This window comes from Glycomyces sp. YM15, from assembly GCF_016918015.1.
In the GTDB taxonomy this organism is placed as follows: domain Bacteria; phylum Actinomycetota; class Actinomycetes; order Mycobacteriales; family Micromonosporaceae; genus Glycomyces.
Genome location: NZ_JAERMK010000001.1, coordinates 268,362 through 282,996 on the forward strand (window position 1 = coordinate 268,362; position 14,635 = coordinate 282,996).

Sequence of the window (14,635 nt, forward strand, 5' to 3'; positions counted from 1 at the left end):
CGGTATGGCCGAGGGAACGTGGGCGCTGGTCACGGGCGCTTCGGCGGGTCTCGGGTCGGCCTTCGCGCGGCAGTTGGCGGCGCGAGGGCACCGTCTGGTCCTGGTGGCGCGGTCGGAGGCGAAGCTCGAGGCGCTGGCCGCGGAGCTGCGCGCCTCGTACGGCGTGGAGGCGCGGGTGGCGGTGCAGGACTTGGCGGTTCCGGGCGCTGCGGAGCGGATCGCGGAGGCCGTGGCGGCGGCTGGGATCGCGGTCGAGGTGCTGGTGAACAACGCGGGGATCGGCACGTTCGGCCGGGACGCGGAGATCGACGCCGACTACAACCGCGATGTGACGATGGTGAACGTGGTGGCGGTCGCCGATCTGGTGCAGCGGTTCCTGCCGGGGATGGTCGCGCGCGGGTCGGGGGCGGTGGTGAACGTGTCGTCGATGGCGGGGTTCCAGCCGCAGCCGTACATGGCGCTGTACGCGGCGACGAAGGCGTTCGTCGTGAATTACAGCCTCGGATTGTGGGTCGAGACGAAGGGCACGGGCGTGAAGGTGCTGGCGGTGTGCCCGGGTCCGGTGGACACGGACTTCCCGATCGCGAACGGGATCAAGTACGACGAGCGGCGCCTGGGCTGGCTGCTGGCCGACCCGGAGTCGATCGTGCGGCAGTCGCTGCGGGCGCTCGACGGCGACAAGGGCTACGTGGTGCCGGACTGGAAGAACTGGCCTGAGGCGCATCTGCTGCCGAGGCGTCCGCGGCGGCTCATGACCCGCCTGATCGGCCTGGTCCTGCGCCGCTTCGCGGACTACCAGCGCCGCTGACTTCAGCTGACCGCCGTCGGCTTTCACTGGTTTCGTCGGCTTCGATCGCGGCCGCCGAGTCACCTGAAGAAGTGGCGCGCTCAGACGACCCGGGCGATCGAGAGGCCGTCGTAGCCCTTGACGCCCACGGTCTGCATGACGGTGCCTTCCAGTCGCGGGTCCGCCGCCACCTTTTCCAGATAGGACCGCACGCCTTGCACGTTGGGGTCCCTGCTGAGCCCGTCCGCCACGGCCCCGCCGCGCACCACGTTGTCGGCCACGATGAGTCCGCCCGGCCGCGTCAGCTGGAGCGACCAGTCCAGATAGTCCGGATACCCGCCCTTGTCGGCGTCGATGAAGACCATGTCGAAGGGTTCGCCGCCTTCGGCGGCCAGCTTCGGGAGGCTCTCGGCGGCGGCGCCGACACGGATCTCGACGATCCCCACGAGTCCCGCGCGGGCGATGTTCCCGCTCGCGACCTCGGCGTGCCGGGGGCTGTATTCGAGGCTGACGAGGTGCCCGTCCTTGGGCAGGGCCCGCGCCATCCAGATCGCGCTGTAGCCGCCGAGCGTCCCGATCTCGAGCACGCGCTTCGCGCCGAGCGTCTTCGCGAGCAGGTACAGGAGCTTCCCCTGGGCGGCCGACACGGAGATCGGCGGCAGCCCGGCCCGCTGCGCGGCGGCGGTCGCCTCGGTGAGGGCCTCGTCCTCACCGACGATCAGCGAGGTGAGGAACGTGTCGACTTCGGTCCATTGCGCCTGGCCCATGGTTCGCCCCTTCCGAGGAGTCCGAGAACGTCGGTCAAACGCTATCACCGCCGTCGCGCCCGATTCACACCGATGATTTCCGGGATTCGCAACCGAGTCGTAACGGCGATTTGCGACTACCCGGACTGGCGGTCGGGAATAGTACCGCTAAAGGGTGAAGGACGTTGTTGTAATTACGACAAAGAACGATGATCGACCGTGGTCTTTTGTCAGAATTTGCCCCCTTATCAGGGGAACGCGCCGGTCTCGGTCTTGCGGATCCTCGTACGGTGCAAGGGCTTGAATGATAGACCTGAATCACGACTTGTTCGCGGCCGAAGTTCCGGACCTCCGGTGCGGCGGCGGATTGGAATGACGGCCGTCTTCGGGGGGAGCCGGTCGCACACTGGGGGGGTAACGCTATGAGCATGGCACGATCGGCGACAGTCGATATCGGTACCACCATGCGGCTCGTCGCGCCCGACTTCGCGACGGTGAGCGTGCGTGCGAGCCTGCGCTACGACCCGGACGATCCCTATGCCGTCTGCGTCATGTTCCACCCCGACGGCACCGACGCCGACCAGGTGGCGTGGTCCTTCTCGCGGGAGCTGCTCGCGAAGGGGCTCGAAGAGCCCACGGGGATCGGCGACGTGCGCGTGTGGCCCTGGACCACCCCGCGGGGCGAGTCGGTCGCATTGGCACTGTCCTCACCGGACGGGAACGCGCTGTTCGAGATCAACCGGGGCGTCGTGCAGCGGTTCCTCCGCCGGGCCTACAGCCTCGTCCCTCGCGGCCGCGAATCCGGCTATGTCGACATGGACACGACCCTCACCAAGCTCCTGGCCGGCGGCGTCTGACGCGCCGATCCGCCATACCAGCGGGAAAGGGCGGACCGGGATTCCCGGTCCGCCCTTTCGCGTCCCCGCAGCGCGGCGGTCACTCCGGGCGGTTCCCGGCGGGCCCGCCGATGCGGAACGGCTCACTGACCCCTTCGTAGAGCAGGTGCGCGACCAGGCCCTCCACGGCGTGCGGCAGGTTGTGGCAGTGGTCCATCCAGATCCCCGGGTCGTCCGCGACGAAGGCGACCTCGTACGCCTCGCCGTCGCGCACCTCCAGTGAATCGACCCACCAGGGGCTGCCGGTCGCGGCGACCCCGTCGCGGGAGAGCACCACGGCGTGATGGCCGTGCAGGTGGCGACGAACCGGTAGACGAACGACTCGCCGGCGCCGACGGCGTCCTGGGTGACCCCGGCGGCACCGTCCATGGCGCCGGGCACGTCGACGCCGTGCCAATGGAGGGTGACGCCGTCGGGGACGTCCGCGTTCTCGAGGACGACCTCGACGAGCTGGCCCTGCTCGGCGCGGATCTCCGGGCCCGGCGAGACACCGTTGAGGGTGTAGCCGTCCACCTCGCGGCCGGAGGCGAGCGCGAAGCGCCCGCGTTCGGCGGTGAGGGTGGCGCGCACGTCCGCTTCGGGTCGTCGGGAACGGTGAGCTCGTCGACGGGAACGGTCTCCCCGCCGCCGCCGGGCGACCCGCCGCCGTGGTCGTGGCCGCCCATGTCCGCGACCGAGTAGGACTCGGGCAGCAGACTGGCCTGCCAGAACCAGGCGACGGGCGCGAGGACCGCGACGGCCGCGGCCGCGGCCGCGAGGGTCTTGGCGCGCTTACTGAGGCGCATCCCCGGCCGCCGCCTCCGGTGCGGGCCGCTTGGCGCGGTACCCGGCCATGAACGCGGTCCCGTAGACCGCGAACGCGACGAGGCCGTGCAGCAGGCCGAGGATCGCCGCCTCGTGGCCGAAGATGCCGAGGAGGACCTGCACGATCACCCAAGCCAGGACCAGGACTGCGAGGAGCACGCCGCCCTTGACCTTGGCGAAGAACGAGATGATCAGCAGTATCAGGGCCAGGGCCGGGACGACCATCATGCCGTTGATGCCGTGGAGCATGAACCCGACGGCCTCGTCGAACGGAGGGTCCTCGCTCTCCATGACGGCGGCGTCGAGCACGCCGCCGTCCTCGACCCAGATGGCGAGGCCGGCGACGGCGTAGGCCGTGAACGCGGCCTGAAGTGCTACCTCAGCGGCGATGACGTACGCGAGGACGCGGTAGACGACTCTCATTCGGGTGCCTCCTGCTCGGGGGCGACTCAACCGTTGCCCAACGTGATGATAGGCACACTGAGAGTGTCGAAGTTCGGGGAAGACAGGGAGCCGCGCCCCGTTTCCGAGGCGCGGGTTCCCGCGCGGGCGGTCAGGTGTCAAGAACGCAGGAGCGCCGCCGTCTGCGAGGCGATCTCGCCCTCTTCATTGGTGGGGATGACCATCACCGTGATCGGCGACTGCGGCGTCGAGATGACCGGCCCGCCCGCCGCGTTCGCGGCCTCGTCGAGGTGCACGCCGAGCGCCACCAGCGAACCGAGCGCGCCCGCGCGCACTTCCGGGCTGTTCTCCCCCACCCCGGCGGTGAACGCGATCGCGTCCGCCCCGCCGAGCGCGGCGATGTACGAGCCGATGTACTTGCGGATCCGGTAGCAGTAGATCTCCAGGGCGATCTGCGCCGACCGGTCGCCGGACCGGGCGGCCGCCTCGACTACGCGCATGTCGATCTGCCCGGTCAGGGCGAGCATCCCCGACTCCTTGTTCAGCGCCGCGTCCAGGTCGGCGAACGAGGCGCCCGTCCGGCGGTGCATGTGGAACACGATCGCCGGGTCGATGTCGCCCGACCGCGTCCCCATGACCAGGCCCTCCAGCGGCGTCAACCCCATCGACGTGTCGATCGAGCGCCCGCGCTCCACGGCGGACACCGAGGCGCCGTTGCCGAGGTGGGCCACGATCACGTTGACCTCCTTGGGGCTCTTGCCGAGCAGCTCGGCGGCCTTGCGGGAGACGTACGCGTGCGAGGTGCCGTGGAACCCGTACCGGCGCACCCCGTGCTCTTCGCGCCAAGCCCTCGGCACCGCGTACAGGTGCGCCCGCTCGGGCATCGTCGCGTGGAACGCCGTGTCGAACACCGCGACCTGCGGGAGCTTCGGGAACAGCTTGCGCGCCACCTGGATGCCCTCCAGGTTCGCCGGGTTGTGCAGCGGCGCGAGCGCCGCCAGCTCCTCGATGGCCTGCTCGACCTCGTCGTCCACGACGACCGGCTGCACGAACCGCTCACCGCCGTGCACCACCCGGTGCGCCACCGCGATGAGCCCGGCCCCCGAAAGCGGGGTCCCGTGCTCCTCGAACACCGCGACCATCGCCTCCAGCCCGGCGGCGTGGTCGGCGAGGCGCGTGGTCGTCTGGTGCTTCTCGCCCGCGTGCTTGTGGGTGAGGATCGACTCCGACTGCCCGATGCGCTCGATGACGCCCGAAGTCGAGGCCTCCAGGGTCTCACCGTCGACCAGCTGGTACTTGATCGACGAAGACCCGGAGTTGATCACCAGGACCGGTGCGCTCATGGCATTCCTTTCTCGCGCTCGGGCCCGCGGGAGCTCAGGCCTTCCGGAGCTCAATCGGGCCGGCTCGCCTGGATGGCGGTCAGCGCGACGGTGTTGACGATGTCGGGCACGGTCGCGCCCCGCGACAGGTCGTTCACGGGCTTGCGCAGGCCCTGGAGCACCGGGCCCACCGCGATCGCCCCGGCGGAACGCTGCACGGCCTTGTACAGGTTGTTGCCGGTGTTCAGGTCGGGGACGATGAAGACCGTGGCCTTCCCCGCCACCTGCGATTCGGGCAGCTTCGTTCCGGCGACGCCGGCATCGGCGGCGGCGTCGTACTGGATGGGACCCTCCACCGGGAGACCCGGTCTGCGGGACCGGACGATCTCGGTGGCCGCCCGGACCTTGTCCACGGCTTCACCGTGGCCCGAGGTGCCGGTGGAGCAGGAGAGCATCGCCACGCGCGGTTCCACGCCGAACTCGATGGCGGTGTCAGCAGAGGATAGCGCGATGTCGGCCAGTTGCTCGGCATCGGGGTTCGGGTTGACCGCGCAGTCGCCGTAGACGAGCACACGGTCCTCCAGGCACATGAAGAACACCGAGGAGACCACGGCCACTTCGGGTTTCGTCTTGATGATCTCGAACGACGGCCGGATCGTGTGGGCCGTGGTGTGCACCGCGCCCGAGACCATGCCGTCGGCCATGCCCGTGTGGACCATCATCGTGCCGAAATAGGAGACGTCGGCGACCGTGTCGTAGGCCTGTTCAACGGTGACGCCCTTGTGGGCGCGCAGCTGCGCGTACTCCTTCGCGAAGCGCTCGCGGATCTCGTGGTCGCCCGGGTTGAGGATCGCGACCCCGCCCAGGTCCACGCCCAGTTGCGCCGCCTGCGAGCGGATCTCGGACTCCTCGCCGAGGAGCGTCAGGCGGGCGACGTCCCTCCGAGTGAGGATCTCGGCGGCCTTGAGGATGCGCGGCTCGGCGCCCTCGGGCAGCACGATGTGCTTGTCGAGGGCCTTCGCGCGGCCGATCATCGCGTGCTCGAACATGATCGGCGTGACCACGGTCGGCTTCGCCAGCGCGAGCCGGTCGAGCAGGTCGGCACCGTCCACACCGGCCGCGAAGTCCTCGAGGGCGCGGGTGATCTTGCGCTGGCCGCCGGCGGCGAGCGAGCCGGAGACGTCGCCGACGAGGTTCGCCATGTCGAAGGTGTCGAGCCGCACCAAGGCGATCGGCAGGCGGGAGTCGAGTCCGGCGACGATGTCGAGGATCTGCGGCTCCGGTCGTATGCCGCCGGTGAGGAACACGGCCGAGAGGCTCGGCGTGCCTTCGGCGAGGTGGGCGGCGAGGAGTCCGAGGAGGACTTCGGAGCGGTCCCCGGGGAGGATCACGGCCTTGTCGTCGGCGAGGCGGGTGAGGAGGTTGGGGAGGGTCATCGCGGCGACGACGACGTCGCCGACGGTGCGGGTGAAGACCTCGGGGTCGCCGGAGATGAGGGTGGCGTCGGCGGCTTCGATGAGCTCGCCCACGGTGGGGGCCTCGATCTCCGGGTCTTCGACGATCACGCCGGTGCCGGGATGCGCGGCCTTCACGACGTCGGCGTAGGAGGCGTCGACGCGGTTGACGATGGTGCCGAGCACGGTCGCGTGGTCGGCTTCGGCTTGGGCCACGCCGAAGCGCAGCGCCGCCGCGATGTCCGGGGGGCTCTTGTGGAAACCGGTGATGATCAGGAGCATCGGCGCGGCGAGGTTCACGGCGATGCGGGTGTTGTAGGTGAACTCGACCGAAGCGCCCACATCGGAGTAGTCGGAGCCGACGACGAGGACGACGTCGTGCGCGTCGGCCAGCGCGTGGTAGCGCTCGACGATCTGGGTGAGGGCGGCGTCGGCGTCCGCGCGGACGTCGGAGTAGGTGGCGCCGACCGAGGCCTCGTAAGGGCTCGGCAGGCGGTAGTGGTCGCGGAGGAGGGTGATGATCGGGTCGCCGGCGAGGGTGTTGTCGTCGCGGACGATGGGGCGGAACACCGCTACGGACCCGGCGCGCCGGGTGAGCAGGTCCATGACGCCGACCGCTACGGCGGACTTGCCGCTGCCGGGGTCGAGACTGGCGAGGTAGAGACTTTGAGCCACGGCTCCAACGCTATCCATCCCGTGCGAGCCGCGCAGCGTATCTGCGCGGCGGCTCACCTGTGAGCTTGCGCCCGTGTCCTCTCAGTCGGCGTAGCCGTCTTCGGGGACGGGCTGCGGCGGCGGTGTGCCGACGTAGCGGGCCCTGGGGCGGATGATCTTGGAGTCGCGGGCCTGTTCGAGGATGTTGGCGCACCAGCCGACCACGCGGCTGGTGGTGAACGTGGGCGTGAACATGGTGCGCGGCACCCCGGCGAGCTCCATGACCACGCCGGCGTAGAACTCGACGTTCGTGTAGAGCTTGCGGCCGGGTTTGACTTCGGCGAGGATCTCGACGACGCGGCGTTCGACGGTCTTGGCGAAGTCCACGATGTCGCCGTCGAGTCCGTCGGCGACGTCCCGCAGGTGCAGCGAGCGCGGGTCGTCGGTCTTGTAGACGGCGTGGCCGAAGCCCATGATGCGCCGACCGGCGTCGAGTTCGCCGCGGATCCAGCCGTCGATGTTGTCGGGTCCGCCGATGGCGTCGAGGGCGTCGAGGGCGCGGGCGGGCGCGCCGCCGTGCAGCGGGCCGGAGAGCGCGCCGATCGCGCCGACCAGGGCCGCGCCGAGGTCGGCGCCGGTGGAGGCGATGACGCGGGCGGTGAACGTGGAGGCGTTGAAGCCGTGGTCGATGGTGAGGATGAGATAGTGCTCGACCGCGCGCGCGGCGTCTTCGGAGGGGACTTCGCCGGTCATCATGTACAGGTAGTTCGCGGCGTAGCCGAGGTCGGCGCGCGGGTCGAGGGGTTCGAGGCCCTGATCGATGCGCCACATGGCGGTGAGGATCGTGGGCGTGACGGCGCAGGCGAAGCGCGCGTCGTCGGCGCGGGCGGCCTCGTCGATGTCGAGCAGGGGCTTCATGGGCCGGGACGCGCACGCGGCGGAGAGCGCGGTGCGGAGGCCGTCGAGCGGCGTCGAGCCCTTGAGGTGGGGCAGGAGCTCGCGGAGTTCGGGGGTGAGCGTGCGGTAGGGGGCGACCTGGGACTTGAACTCGTCGAGTTGGGCGCGGGTGGGCAGCGCGGCGTGGGTCATGAGGTACCAGACCTGCTCGAACGAGCACCGCTGCGCGAGTTCCACGGCGTTGTACTCGCGGTAGTGGTAGAAGCCCTCGTCGCCGCGCACGTCGCCGATCTCGGTGTCGGCGACGATGACACGGTCCAGGCCTTTGGGGACTTCGATGAATTCGGTCATTGGCTACTCCTCGTCCGGCGCGCCTGTGGGCCGCCTGGTGACGTCTGCTGTCGCGATCGCCGCCCCGGTTCGCTAGACAGCCTACGGGATTTCGCGCGGCGCGGACCTGAACGGCCGCCCGGGTCCGCGTCACCGTCCGGGCGGAGGCGGGGCCGTGGCGGGGGCGCTTTAGAGTGGACGTCCTGCCCGACAGCAGCGCCGACACCGCGAGCCGCCGGTTCCCTCTCCCCATGGCCCGCAGGGGTTCGCGCGAAAATGGACACCCCGAACGAGGATTGCCCGTGGACTCCGGAACGCTCATCGCCGGCCGCTACCGTCTCGACCGCGTCATCGCCGCCGGCGGCATGGGTTCGGTGTGGCGGGCCGAGGACGAGCGGCTCGAGCGCACCGTGGCGGTCAAGGTGCTGCACGCGGGCCTCGACGCCTCGCAGCGCCCGCGGGACCGCTTCGAGCGGGAGGCGAAGACCCTGGCGAGCCTGAAGGGCCCGGGGTGCGTGGAGGTCTACGACTTCGGTGAGGAGCCCGACGGCGACCGGACGGTCGTGTTCCTGGTGATGGAGCTGGTCGACGGCGTCTCGCTGGCGGAGCTGCTGCATCGGGAGGAGCGGCTCGACCCGGCACGGACGATGCGGATCATGGCGGAGGCGGCCGAGGCGCTCGCGGCCGCGCACCGGCGCGGGATCGTGCACCGGGACATCAAGCCGGGCAACATCCTCGTCGACGCCGACGACCGGGTCAAGGTGGTGGACTTCGGGATCTCGCTGTTCGCGAACCGGGCGCGCTTGACCCCCAGCGACCAGGTGCTGGGGACGGCGCCGTACGTCTCGCCGGAGCAGTTGCGGGACAAGGGCGTCAGCGGAGCGTCCGACCTGTACTCGCTGGGGGCCGTGGCCTACGAGTGCCTCGCCGGGACACCGCCGTTCGACGCGGAGGATCCGGCCGCGGTGATCCACGGCCACTTGTACTCCGAGCCTCCGGCGCTGCCCGCCGACGTTCCCGCCGAGGTCGCCGGGGTCGTCTCCCGGTCGCTGCAGAAGTCCCCTGAGGAGCGCTGGGAGTCCGGCGACGTCCTCGCGGCGGCGGCCCGGGCGGCGACGACCGGGGAGCATCCGGTCGCGACGCCCCCGGCGGTCGGGTCCTCGATGGAGGCCCGCACCGTGGACGTCCCGGTCGCGCAGGCGCCGTTCACGCCTCCGGCGGACCCGCCGGTGACGCCGCCTTCGCAGCCGGCGGTCGAGCCGCCCGCAGCGGCACCGCGCCGACGGCGCCGCATGATCCTCGTCGGGGTCGCGGTCGTACTGGCGCTGGCGGTGATCGCGGTCTTGGCGCTGAATCCATTCGCGGGCGATGGGAAGGTCGCCGATGGCGCGGAGGACACGACGCCCACCGGGGCGGCCTCGGCATCGGACGCGGCCTCGGCGCAGGACCCGTCCGCGACCGGCAGCGCCGCTGCTTCCGAGTCCGCGGCCGAGACGACCGGCGCCGCCGAGGAGTCCGGCGGGGAGGGCGACGGCGACGGTTCCGAGGAGGGCGGTTCCGAGGACGGGGGAGCGACCGGCGGGCAGACCGGCGGCGGTGGCGACGAGGACTCCGACGACGCACCCGTGAAGGAGGGCAGCGGCGAAGTGCCGGACGTGCGGGGCCAGACCACGTTCGACGCCCGCGACGAGCTGAACGCCGACGGGTTCTCGAATGTGGTCGCCGCGGTCGGCTACTACTACATCACCCCTGAGCCTGCGCACTGCACGGTGATCCAGCAGAGCCCTGGCGCCGGTGAGACCGCCGAGTACGGCGCGCAGATCACTGTGTACTTCCACGAGCGCCAGGCCGAGGGCACGAGCTGCATGCTGTGACCCGGCAACGGGTTCGGCGAATCACCGCGCCGCAGGGGCGAATAGGTTGACCGGCCGGGCCCGGGCCTGAATGATTGGGTGAGCGACCGGTAGAACGGTCGGGACACGGTCGCATCGACGGGATAGGGATCAAGGTGGACGAAGGAATCAGCTCCGCGCCGGGCGTGGTGGTCGGTGTGCTGCTCATCATCGCGGCGATCATGTGGTTCTCACCGGGCGCCCGCCACAAGTTCCGCAAGGCCACACTGTGGCTGGTGATCGCGGCGGTCGCGATGATCATCATCTTCGAGCTGCTCAAGGGGACGCAGCAGACCTGATCCGCGTGCGGCGAGAGGCCGTCGCGCCCCTGAGTCGGGGTGGTCGCCGTGCACATTCACGGCTCGCGAGCGTCGCCCGTCCTGAAGGCTCATGCCTGCATACTCCCTCGCCCGGTCGGTGATCGACCGGGCGTTTTCGCTGCTCGAACCCGTCATCGTGTTCTCTTCACGATTGCTCGGCCCTCCTAGTGGAACAGATCATTCCGGTCTGCTATAGTGGAATCAAGCGTTCCGTTCCACTAACACCGAGAACCCGGAGGCAACCGTGACCTTCACCGCCGAAACCCCGACCACCGAGGCCGCGCCCGCACGCGCCGCGTCCCTCGACACCTTCGAGACCGTCTCCGGTCCGGCCGAAGCGCCCGCCGTCTACCCCCGGCGCTGGCTCGGTCTCATCGCGATCCTCGCGGCGACCCTCCTCAACCTGCTCGACGCCTCGATCGTCAACGTCGCCGCCCCCGCGATCCGCACCGAACTCGGCGGCACCGCCTCGACCATCCAGTGGCTCGCCGCCGGATACACCCTCGCCCTCGCGGTCGGCCTCCTCACCGGCGGACGCCTCGGCGACATGTTCGGCCGCAAGAAGGTCCTCATGGTCGGCCTCGTCGGCTTCCTGATCGCCTCGCTCGCCTGCGGGGCCGCCGGAACGATCGAGCTCCTGCTCGTCGCCCGCGTGGTCCAGGGCGCGTTCGCGGCCGTGATGGTGCCGCAGTGCTTCGGGCTCATCCGCGACATGTTCGGCCGCGACATGGGCAAGGCCTATGCCCTCTTCGGCCCGATGATCGGCCTCGCCTCCATCGCCGGGCCCATCGTGGCCGGCCTGCTCGTCGACGCCGACCTGTTCGGCACCAGCTGGCGCTCGATCTTCCTGCTCAACCTGCCGCTCGGCGTCGCCGCCCTCGTCCTGGGCGCCAAGACCCTCCCGGCCGGGGCCCCGGTCACCAAGGGCCTCAAGCTCGACCTCGGCGGTGCGGTCGTCGCCGCTGTCGGCATGAGCCTGCTGCTCGTCCCGCTGGTCGAAGGCCACGAACTCGGTTGGCCCGCCTGGTCGATCGCCATGCTCGTCGCCGCCGTCCCGGTGCTCGCCCTCTTCGCCCGCAACCAGGTCAAGCGCGCCCGTTCCAACCGGTCCGCGCTGATCGAGATGAGCGTCTTCAAGAAGCGCTCGTACACCTCCGGCATCGCATTCGTCGTCGTCTTCTTCGGCTCGATCACCGGGTTCTCGCTCGCGGTGGGCCTGTTCCTCCAGCTCGGTCTCGGCTTCGGCCCGCTCCAGGCGAGCCTGGCCATGGCCGCTTGGGCGGTCGGCGCGTTCATCGGATCCGGCGCCAGCGCGGGCCTCGCCCCGAAGCTCGGGCGGAAAGTCCTCCACCTCGGTCTCGTCGTGATGATCGCCGGCCTGGTCGTGCTGTGGTTCCAGTTCGGCGCGGCCGCGGCCCCCGGCACCTGGGCCCTCGCCCCGGCGCTGCTGGTCTACGGCATCGGGATGGGCATGATCTTCGTGCCGCTCTTCGGCATCATCACCGGCGACCTCGAAGACCACGAGGTCGGCTCGGCTTCGGGGCTCCTGGAGTCCTTCCAGCAGGGCGCGGCGGCGCTCGGCGTGGCCGGTCTCGGCACGGTCTTCTTCAGCCAGTTCGCCATCGGCGGCGGCGCGGCCGAGTCGATGGGGGCGGCCCAGCTGGTCACCGGACTGACCGCGGGCCTGACGGTGGTGGCGTTCCTGGTGGCCTTCGGGCTGCCGAAGCAGGCCAAGGCCGATCACTAGGAAGTCGCGTCCTTCGACCGGTCGGGCCCGCGCGGGTACGGCCGGTCGCGGGCGTACGCGAGGAAGGTGCAGCAGAATGAATCGCTCTGTTCCGGATAGGATGCCGTCATGACCGACAAGCCGCTGAGCGGGCGCAAAGCGCAGGCCGCCCGCAACGACAAGCTGATCCTCGAAGCCGCCCACGAGGTGTTCGTCGCGAACCCGGAGGCGCCGATCGCGGAGGTCGCCAAGCGAGCCGGGGTGGGCATCAGCGCGCTGTACCGGCGCTACCCGAGCAAGGAGGACCTGCTGCGCAAGCTCTGCGGGGACGGTCTGGCCAAGCATGTCGAGCTGGTGCAGGAGGCGGTCGACTCCGAGGGCGACATGTGGGAGGCGTTCTGCCGCTTCATGAGGCAGATCGTCGCAGCCGACACGGCGTCGATCACGGTCAAGCTGGCGGGGACGTTCACGCCGACGCCGGACATGTTCCAGGCGGGCGCGGCGGCGGCCGAATTGAACGACGCGCTCATGCGGAAGCTGCACGAGACCGGCGTGATCCGCGAGGACGCCCTGATCGGCGACATCATCATGATCACCGAGTCGCTGGCCTCGATCGACATCGGCGACGCCGAGCGGACCCGCGACGTGCGGCTGCGGAGCCTGGAGCTGTATCTGCAGGCGCTGCGGGCCCCCGCGAGGGCCCCGCTCCCGTCCTCGCCGCCCACAGAGGAGGAGATGAATCTGCGCTGGGTCCCCAAGGACGCCAAGGCGTAAGCGAAAGGGCCGCCCGTTCGGGCGGCCCGTAATTCGGTGCAAGAAGAAAGGCCCAGCCATCCGGCCGGGCCTTTCATGTGGAGCGGACGACCGGGATCGAACCGGCGACCTACACCTTGGCAAGGTGTCGCGCTACCAACTGCGCTACGTCCGCATTTCTCCGGTGTTGACCGGGGAACGGTGATTACTTTAGCGCATCGTTCACCGGGACTTGATAGGGCCTTGGTACCGATTGGGGCGCGGCTCACGCCTGGGCGCCCCACTGCGGTCACGCCTCGGCGTCGTCCAGGCCGAGCATCGCGAGGACCTCGGCGTCCAGGCCTTCGATCGCGACCTCGTGCTTGCGGTGGGCCTCCCAGTCCTCGCGCGAGAGCCGCCACCGGTTGTCCTGGCGGCGGACGCCGTTCAGGACCTTGTGGTCGATGCCGTCCGCCTTGTAGCCGAGCTTGCGCGAGACGCCCTCTGAGGGCCCGTTGCCCTCGAACGATGCGCTCAGCGCGAAGTCGGCGCCCAGCCCGTTGAAGACGAAATCGAGCACGGCGGCGCGCATCTCCGTCCCGAAGCCCTTGCCGTGGTGCGCGAGGGCGAGCCACGAGCCGGTGGTGGCCTCGCGGGTCGCCTTGAAGGCCGTCGCGCCGACCTCCTGCATGCCCACGACCCCGCCGTCGTGGACGGCGACGAGCGGCAGCATCCACCGTTCAGAGGCGATGCCCGCGATGACACCCATCTGGTGCTGCAGGGTCCGGCGGCCGCGCTCGATCGGCTCGCATTCGGTCCACGGCATCTCGAACGGCATGAACTCCGGGCCGTGGATGCCGGCAGCGGCCTGGTCGGCTAGGGCGACGAGGTCGTCGAGGTCCGGCAAACGCAGTTCGAGGCGTTCGGTGCGGAGGCGGAGGCGGTAGACGGGGAGGTAGTCGGTGAGTGTCATGAGGTTTCCTTCGCGAGGCCGAGCATGTCCAGTACGTCGTCGTCGAGCCCGTCGATCGCGACTTCGTGCTCGCGGTTCGCCTCCCAGTCTTCGCGGGAGAGCCGCCAGCGCTGTTCCGTGCGGCGGATGCCTTGCACCACAGGGAGTTTGATGCCGTCCTCGCGGTAGCCGAGGCTGCGTGAGACACCGGCAGAGGCGGCATTGCCGTCGTATGAGCCGCTGGTCGCGTAGTCCGCGCCGAGTCCGGCGAACGCGAAGTGGAGGACGGCCGCGCGCATTTCCTTGCCGAGTCCCTTGCCCTGGTGGGCGCGGCCGATCCATGAGCCGGTGCTGACCTCGCGCGTGGCGGCGAATTCCTGGCCCTTGATGTCCTGCACACCGATCGGTTCGCCCTCGTGGAAGACGTAGAACGGGAGCGTCCAGCCCTGCTCGTCCCAGCGTCCGATCGCACGGTGGTACCAGAGGGCGACGCCGCGGGCGACCGCCTTGGGACTGCCCGCGGTCCACGGGATGCCGAACGGCATGAATCCGGGGTCGTGGACACCGGCCACGGCTACATCGGCCAGGGCGGCGATCTCGTCGAAGGTCGCGGGCAGGCGCAGTTCGAGGCGTTCGGTCCTGAGGCGCAGCCGGTAGATCGGCAAGTGGTCGGCGAGCATGGGGCAGATTCTTCCGGTCGGCGCGGGGCCGGGCAATCGGA

At 70.2% G+C, this 14,635-nt stretch carries 14 protein-coding genes, 1 tRNA gene and 1 pseudogene; 6 read left to right on the forward strand and 10 right to left on the reverse strand.

What is annotated here, in order from left to right:
- Positions 1 to 4 precede the first annotated feature (4 nt).
- Positions 5 to 808, forward strand: coding sequence for an SDR family oxidoreductase (locus tag JHY01_RS01235; protein WP_205323769.1), 804 nt, complete (start codon positions 5 to 7; stop codon positions 806 to 808).
- Positions 809 to 888: 80 nt separating this feature from the next.
- Here the strand turns inward: JHY01_RS01235 and JHY01_RS01240 are convergent, their stop codons facing one another.
- Positions 889 to 1,554 (reverse strand): O-methyltransferase, encoded by a 666-nt coding sequence (locus tag JHY01_RS01240; RefSeq protein WP_205323770.1) that lies wholly within the window; start codon positions 1,552 to 1,554, stop codon positions 889 to 891.
- A gap of 401 nt (positions 1,555 to 1,955) precedes the next feature.
- Here JHY01_RS01240 and JHY01_RS01245 point away from each other — a divergent pair, with 401 nt between their 5' ends.
- Positions 1,956 to 2,390 (forward strand): SsgA family sporulation/cell division regulator, encoded by a 435-nt coding sequence (locus tag JHY01_RS01245; protein WP_091043033.1) that lies wholly within the window; start codon positions 1,956 to 1,958, stop codon positions 2,388 to 2,390.
- A gap of 79 nt (positions 2,391 to 2,469) precedes the next feature.
- Here JHY01_RS01245 and JHY01_RS01250 read toward each other — a convergent pair whose 3' ends face one another.
- The 6 genes and pseudogenes from JHY01_RS01250 to JHY01_RS01275 all read right to left on the reverse strand — a co-directional run bounded on the left by JHY01_RS01250 (position 2,470) and on the right by JHY01_RS01275 (position 8,313).
- Positions 2,470 to 2,706, reverse strand: a complete 237-nt coding sequence (locus JHY01_RS01250; RefSeq protein WP_205323771.1) for a multicopper oxidase domain-containing protein — start codon at positions 2,704 to 2,706, stop codon at positions 2,470 to 2,472.
- A 35-nt stretch (positions 2,707 to 2,741) separates the two neighbouring features.
- A pseudogene (locus tag JHY01_RS27955) lies at positions 2,742 to 2,999 on the reverse strand (multicopper oxidase domain-containing protein); the annotation flags it as partial.
- 201 nt (positions 3,000 to 3,200) lie between these two features.
- Positions 3,201 to 3,656: a hypothetical protein gene (locus JHY01_RS01260; protein WP_205323773.1), complete on the reverse strand. Its 456-nt coding sequence runs from the start codon at positions 3,654 to 3,656 to the stop codon at positions 3,201 to 3,203.
- Positions 3,657 to 3,793: 137 nt separating this feature from the next.
- Positions 3,794 to 4,978, reverse strand: a complete 1,185-nt coding sequence (locus JHY01_RS01265) for an acetate/propionate family kinase (RefSeq protein WP_205323774.1) — start codon at positions 4,976 to 4,978, stop codon at positions 3,794 to 3,796.
- 50 nt (positions 4,979 to 5,028) lie between these two features.
- Entirely contained in the window at positions 5,029 to 7,104 is a 2,076-nt protein-coding gene (gene pta / locus JHY01_RS01270; RefSeq protein WP_205323775.1) for a phosphate acetyltransferase, read from the reverse strand.
- A gap of 63 nt (positions 7,105 to 7,167) precedes the next feature.
- Positions 7,168 to 8,313 (reverse strand): citrate synthase/methylcitrate synthase, encoded by a 1,146-nt coding sequence (locus tag JHY01_RS01275; RefSeq protein WP_205323776.1) that lies wholly within the window; start codon positions 8,311 to 8,313, stop codon positions 7,168 to 7,170.
- Between the two features lie 281 nt (positions 8,314 to 8,594).
- On the opposite strand from JHY01_RS01275, the gene JHY01_RS01280 reads away from it, so the two are divergent.
- The 4 genes from JHY01_RS01280 to JHY01_RS01295 all read left to right on the forward strand — a co-directional run bounded on the left by JHY01_RS01280 (position 8,595) and on the right by JHY01_RS01295 (position 13,004).
- Positions 8,595 to 10,166, forward strand: coding sequence for a serine/threonine protein kinase (locus tag JHY01_RS01280; RefSeq protein ID WP_205323777.1), 1,572 nt, complete (start codon positions 8,595 to 8,597; stop codon positions 10,164 to 10,166).
- 134 nt (positions 10,167 to 10,300) lie between these two features.
- Positions 10,301 to 10,483: a hypothetical protein gene (locus JHY01_RS01285; protein WP_205323778.1), complete on the forward strand. Its 183-nt coding sequence runs from the start codon at positions 10,301 to 10,303 to the stop codon at positions 10,481 to 10,483.
- 265 nt (positions 10,484 to 10,748) lie between these two features.
- Positions 10,749 to 12,251 carry an MFS transporter gene (locus tag JHY01_RS01290; protein ID WP_205323779.1) on the forward strand — a complete coding sequence of 501 codons (1,503 nt, stop codon included), beginning with the start codon at positions 10,749 to 10,751 and terminating at the stop codon, positions 12,249 to 12,251.
- A gap of 108 nt (positions 12,252 to 12,359) precedes the next feature.
- Positions 12,360 to 13,004, forward strand: coding sequence for a TetR/AcrR family transcriptional regulator (locus JHY01_RS01295; protein WP_205323780.1), 645 nt, complete (start codon positions 12,360 to 12,362; stop codon positions 13,002 to 13,004).
- A gap of 78 nt (positions 13,005 to 13,082) precedes the next feature.
- Here the strand turns inward: JHY01_RS01295 and JHY01_RS01300 are convergent.
- From JHY01_RS01300 to JHY01_RS01310, 3 genes are all read right to left on the reverse strand, one after another.
- Positions 13,083 to 13,158, reverse strand: a tRNA-Gly gene (locus JHY01_RS01300).
- A 114-nt stretch (positions 13,159 to 13,272) separates the two neighbouring features.
- Entirely contained in the window at positions 13,273 to 13,935 is a 663-nt protein-coding gene (locus tag JHY01_RS01305; RefSeq protein WP_205323781.1) for a GNAT family N-acetyltransferase, read from the reverse strand.
- Complete coding sequence (locus JHY01_RS01310; RefSeq protein ID WP_205323782.1) at positions 13,932 to 14,594, reverse strand: GNAT family N-acetyltransferase; 663 nt, start codon at positions 14,592 to 14,594, stop codon at positions 13,932 to 13,934. Before JHY01_RS01310 ends, JHY01_RS01305 begins: the two co-directional genes overlap by 4 nt.
- Positions 14,595 to 14,635 lie beyond the last annotated feature (41 nt).

Coding starts and splice junctions, on each gene's coding strand:
- JHY01_RS01240 (WP_205323770.1), bottom strand. CDS start 1,554: ATGGGCCAGGCGCAATGGACCGAAGTCGACACGTTCCTCACCTCGCTG.
- JHY01_RS01305 (WP_205323781.1), bottom strand. CDS start 13,935: ATGACACTCACCGACTACCTCCCCGTCTACCGCCTCCGCCTCCGCACC.
- JHY01_RS01310 (WP_205323782.1), bottom strand. CDS start 14,594: ATGCTCGCCGACCACTTGCCGATCTACCGGCTGCGCCTCAGGACCGAA.
- JHY01_RS01265 (WP_205323774.1), bottom strand. CDS start 4,978: ATGAGCGCACCGGTCCTGGTGATCAACTCCGGGTCTTCGTCGATCAAG.
- JHY01_RS01295 (WP_205323780.1), top strand. CDS start 12,360: ATGACCGACAAGCCGCTGAGCGGGCGCAAAGCGCAGGCCGCCCGCAAC.
- pta (WP_205323775.1), bottom strand. CDS start 7,104: ATGGATAGCGTTGGAGCCGTGGCTCAAAGTCTCTACCTCGCCAGTCTC.
- JHY01_RS01235 (WP_205323769.1), top strand. CDS start 5: ATGGCCGAGGGAACGTGGGCGCTGGTCACGGGCGCTTCGGCGGGTCTC.
- JHY01_RS01245 (WP_091043033.1), top strand. CDS start 1,956: ATGAGCATGGCACGATCGGCGACAGTCGATATCGGTACCACCATGCGG.
- JHY01_RS01275 (WP_205323776.1), bottom strand. CDS start 8,313: ATGACCGAATTCATCGAAGTCCCCAAAGGCCTGGACCGTGTCATCGTC.
- JHY01_RS01260 (WP_205323773.1), bottom strand. CDS start 3,656: ATGAGAGTCGTCTACCGCGTCCTCGCGTACGTCATCGCCGCTGAGGTA.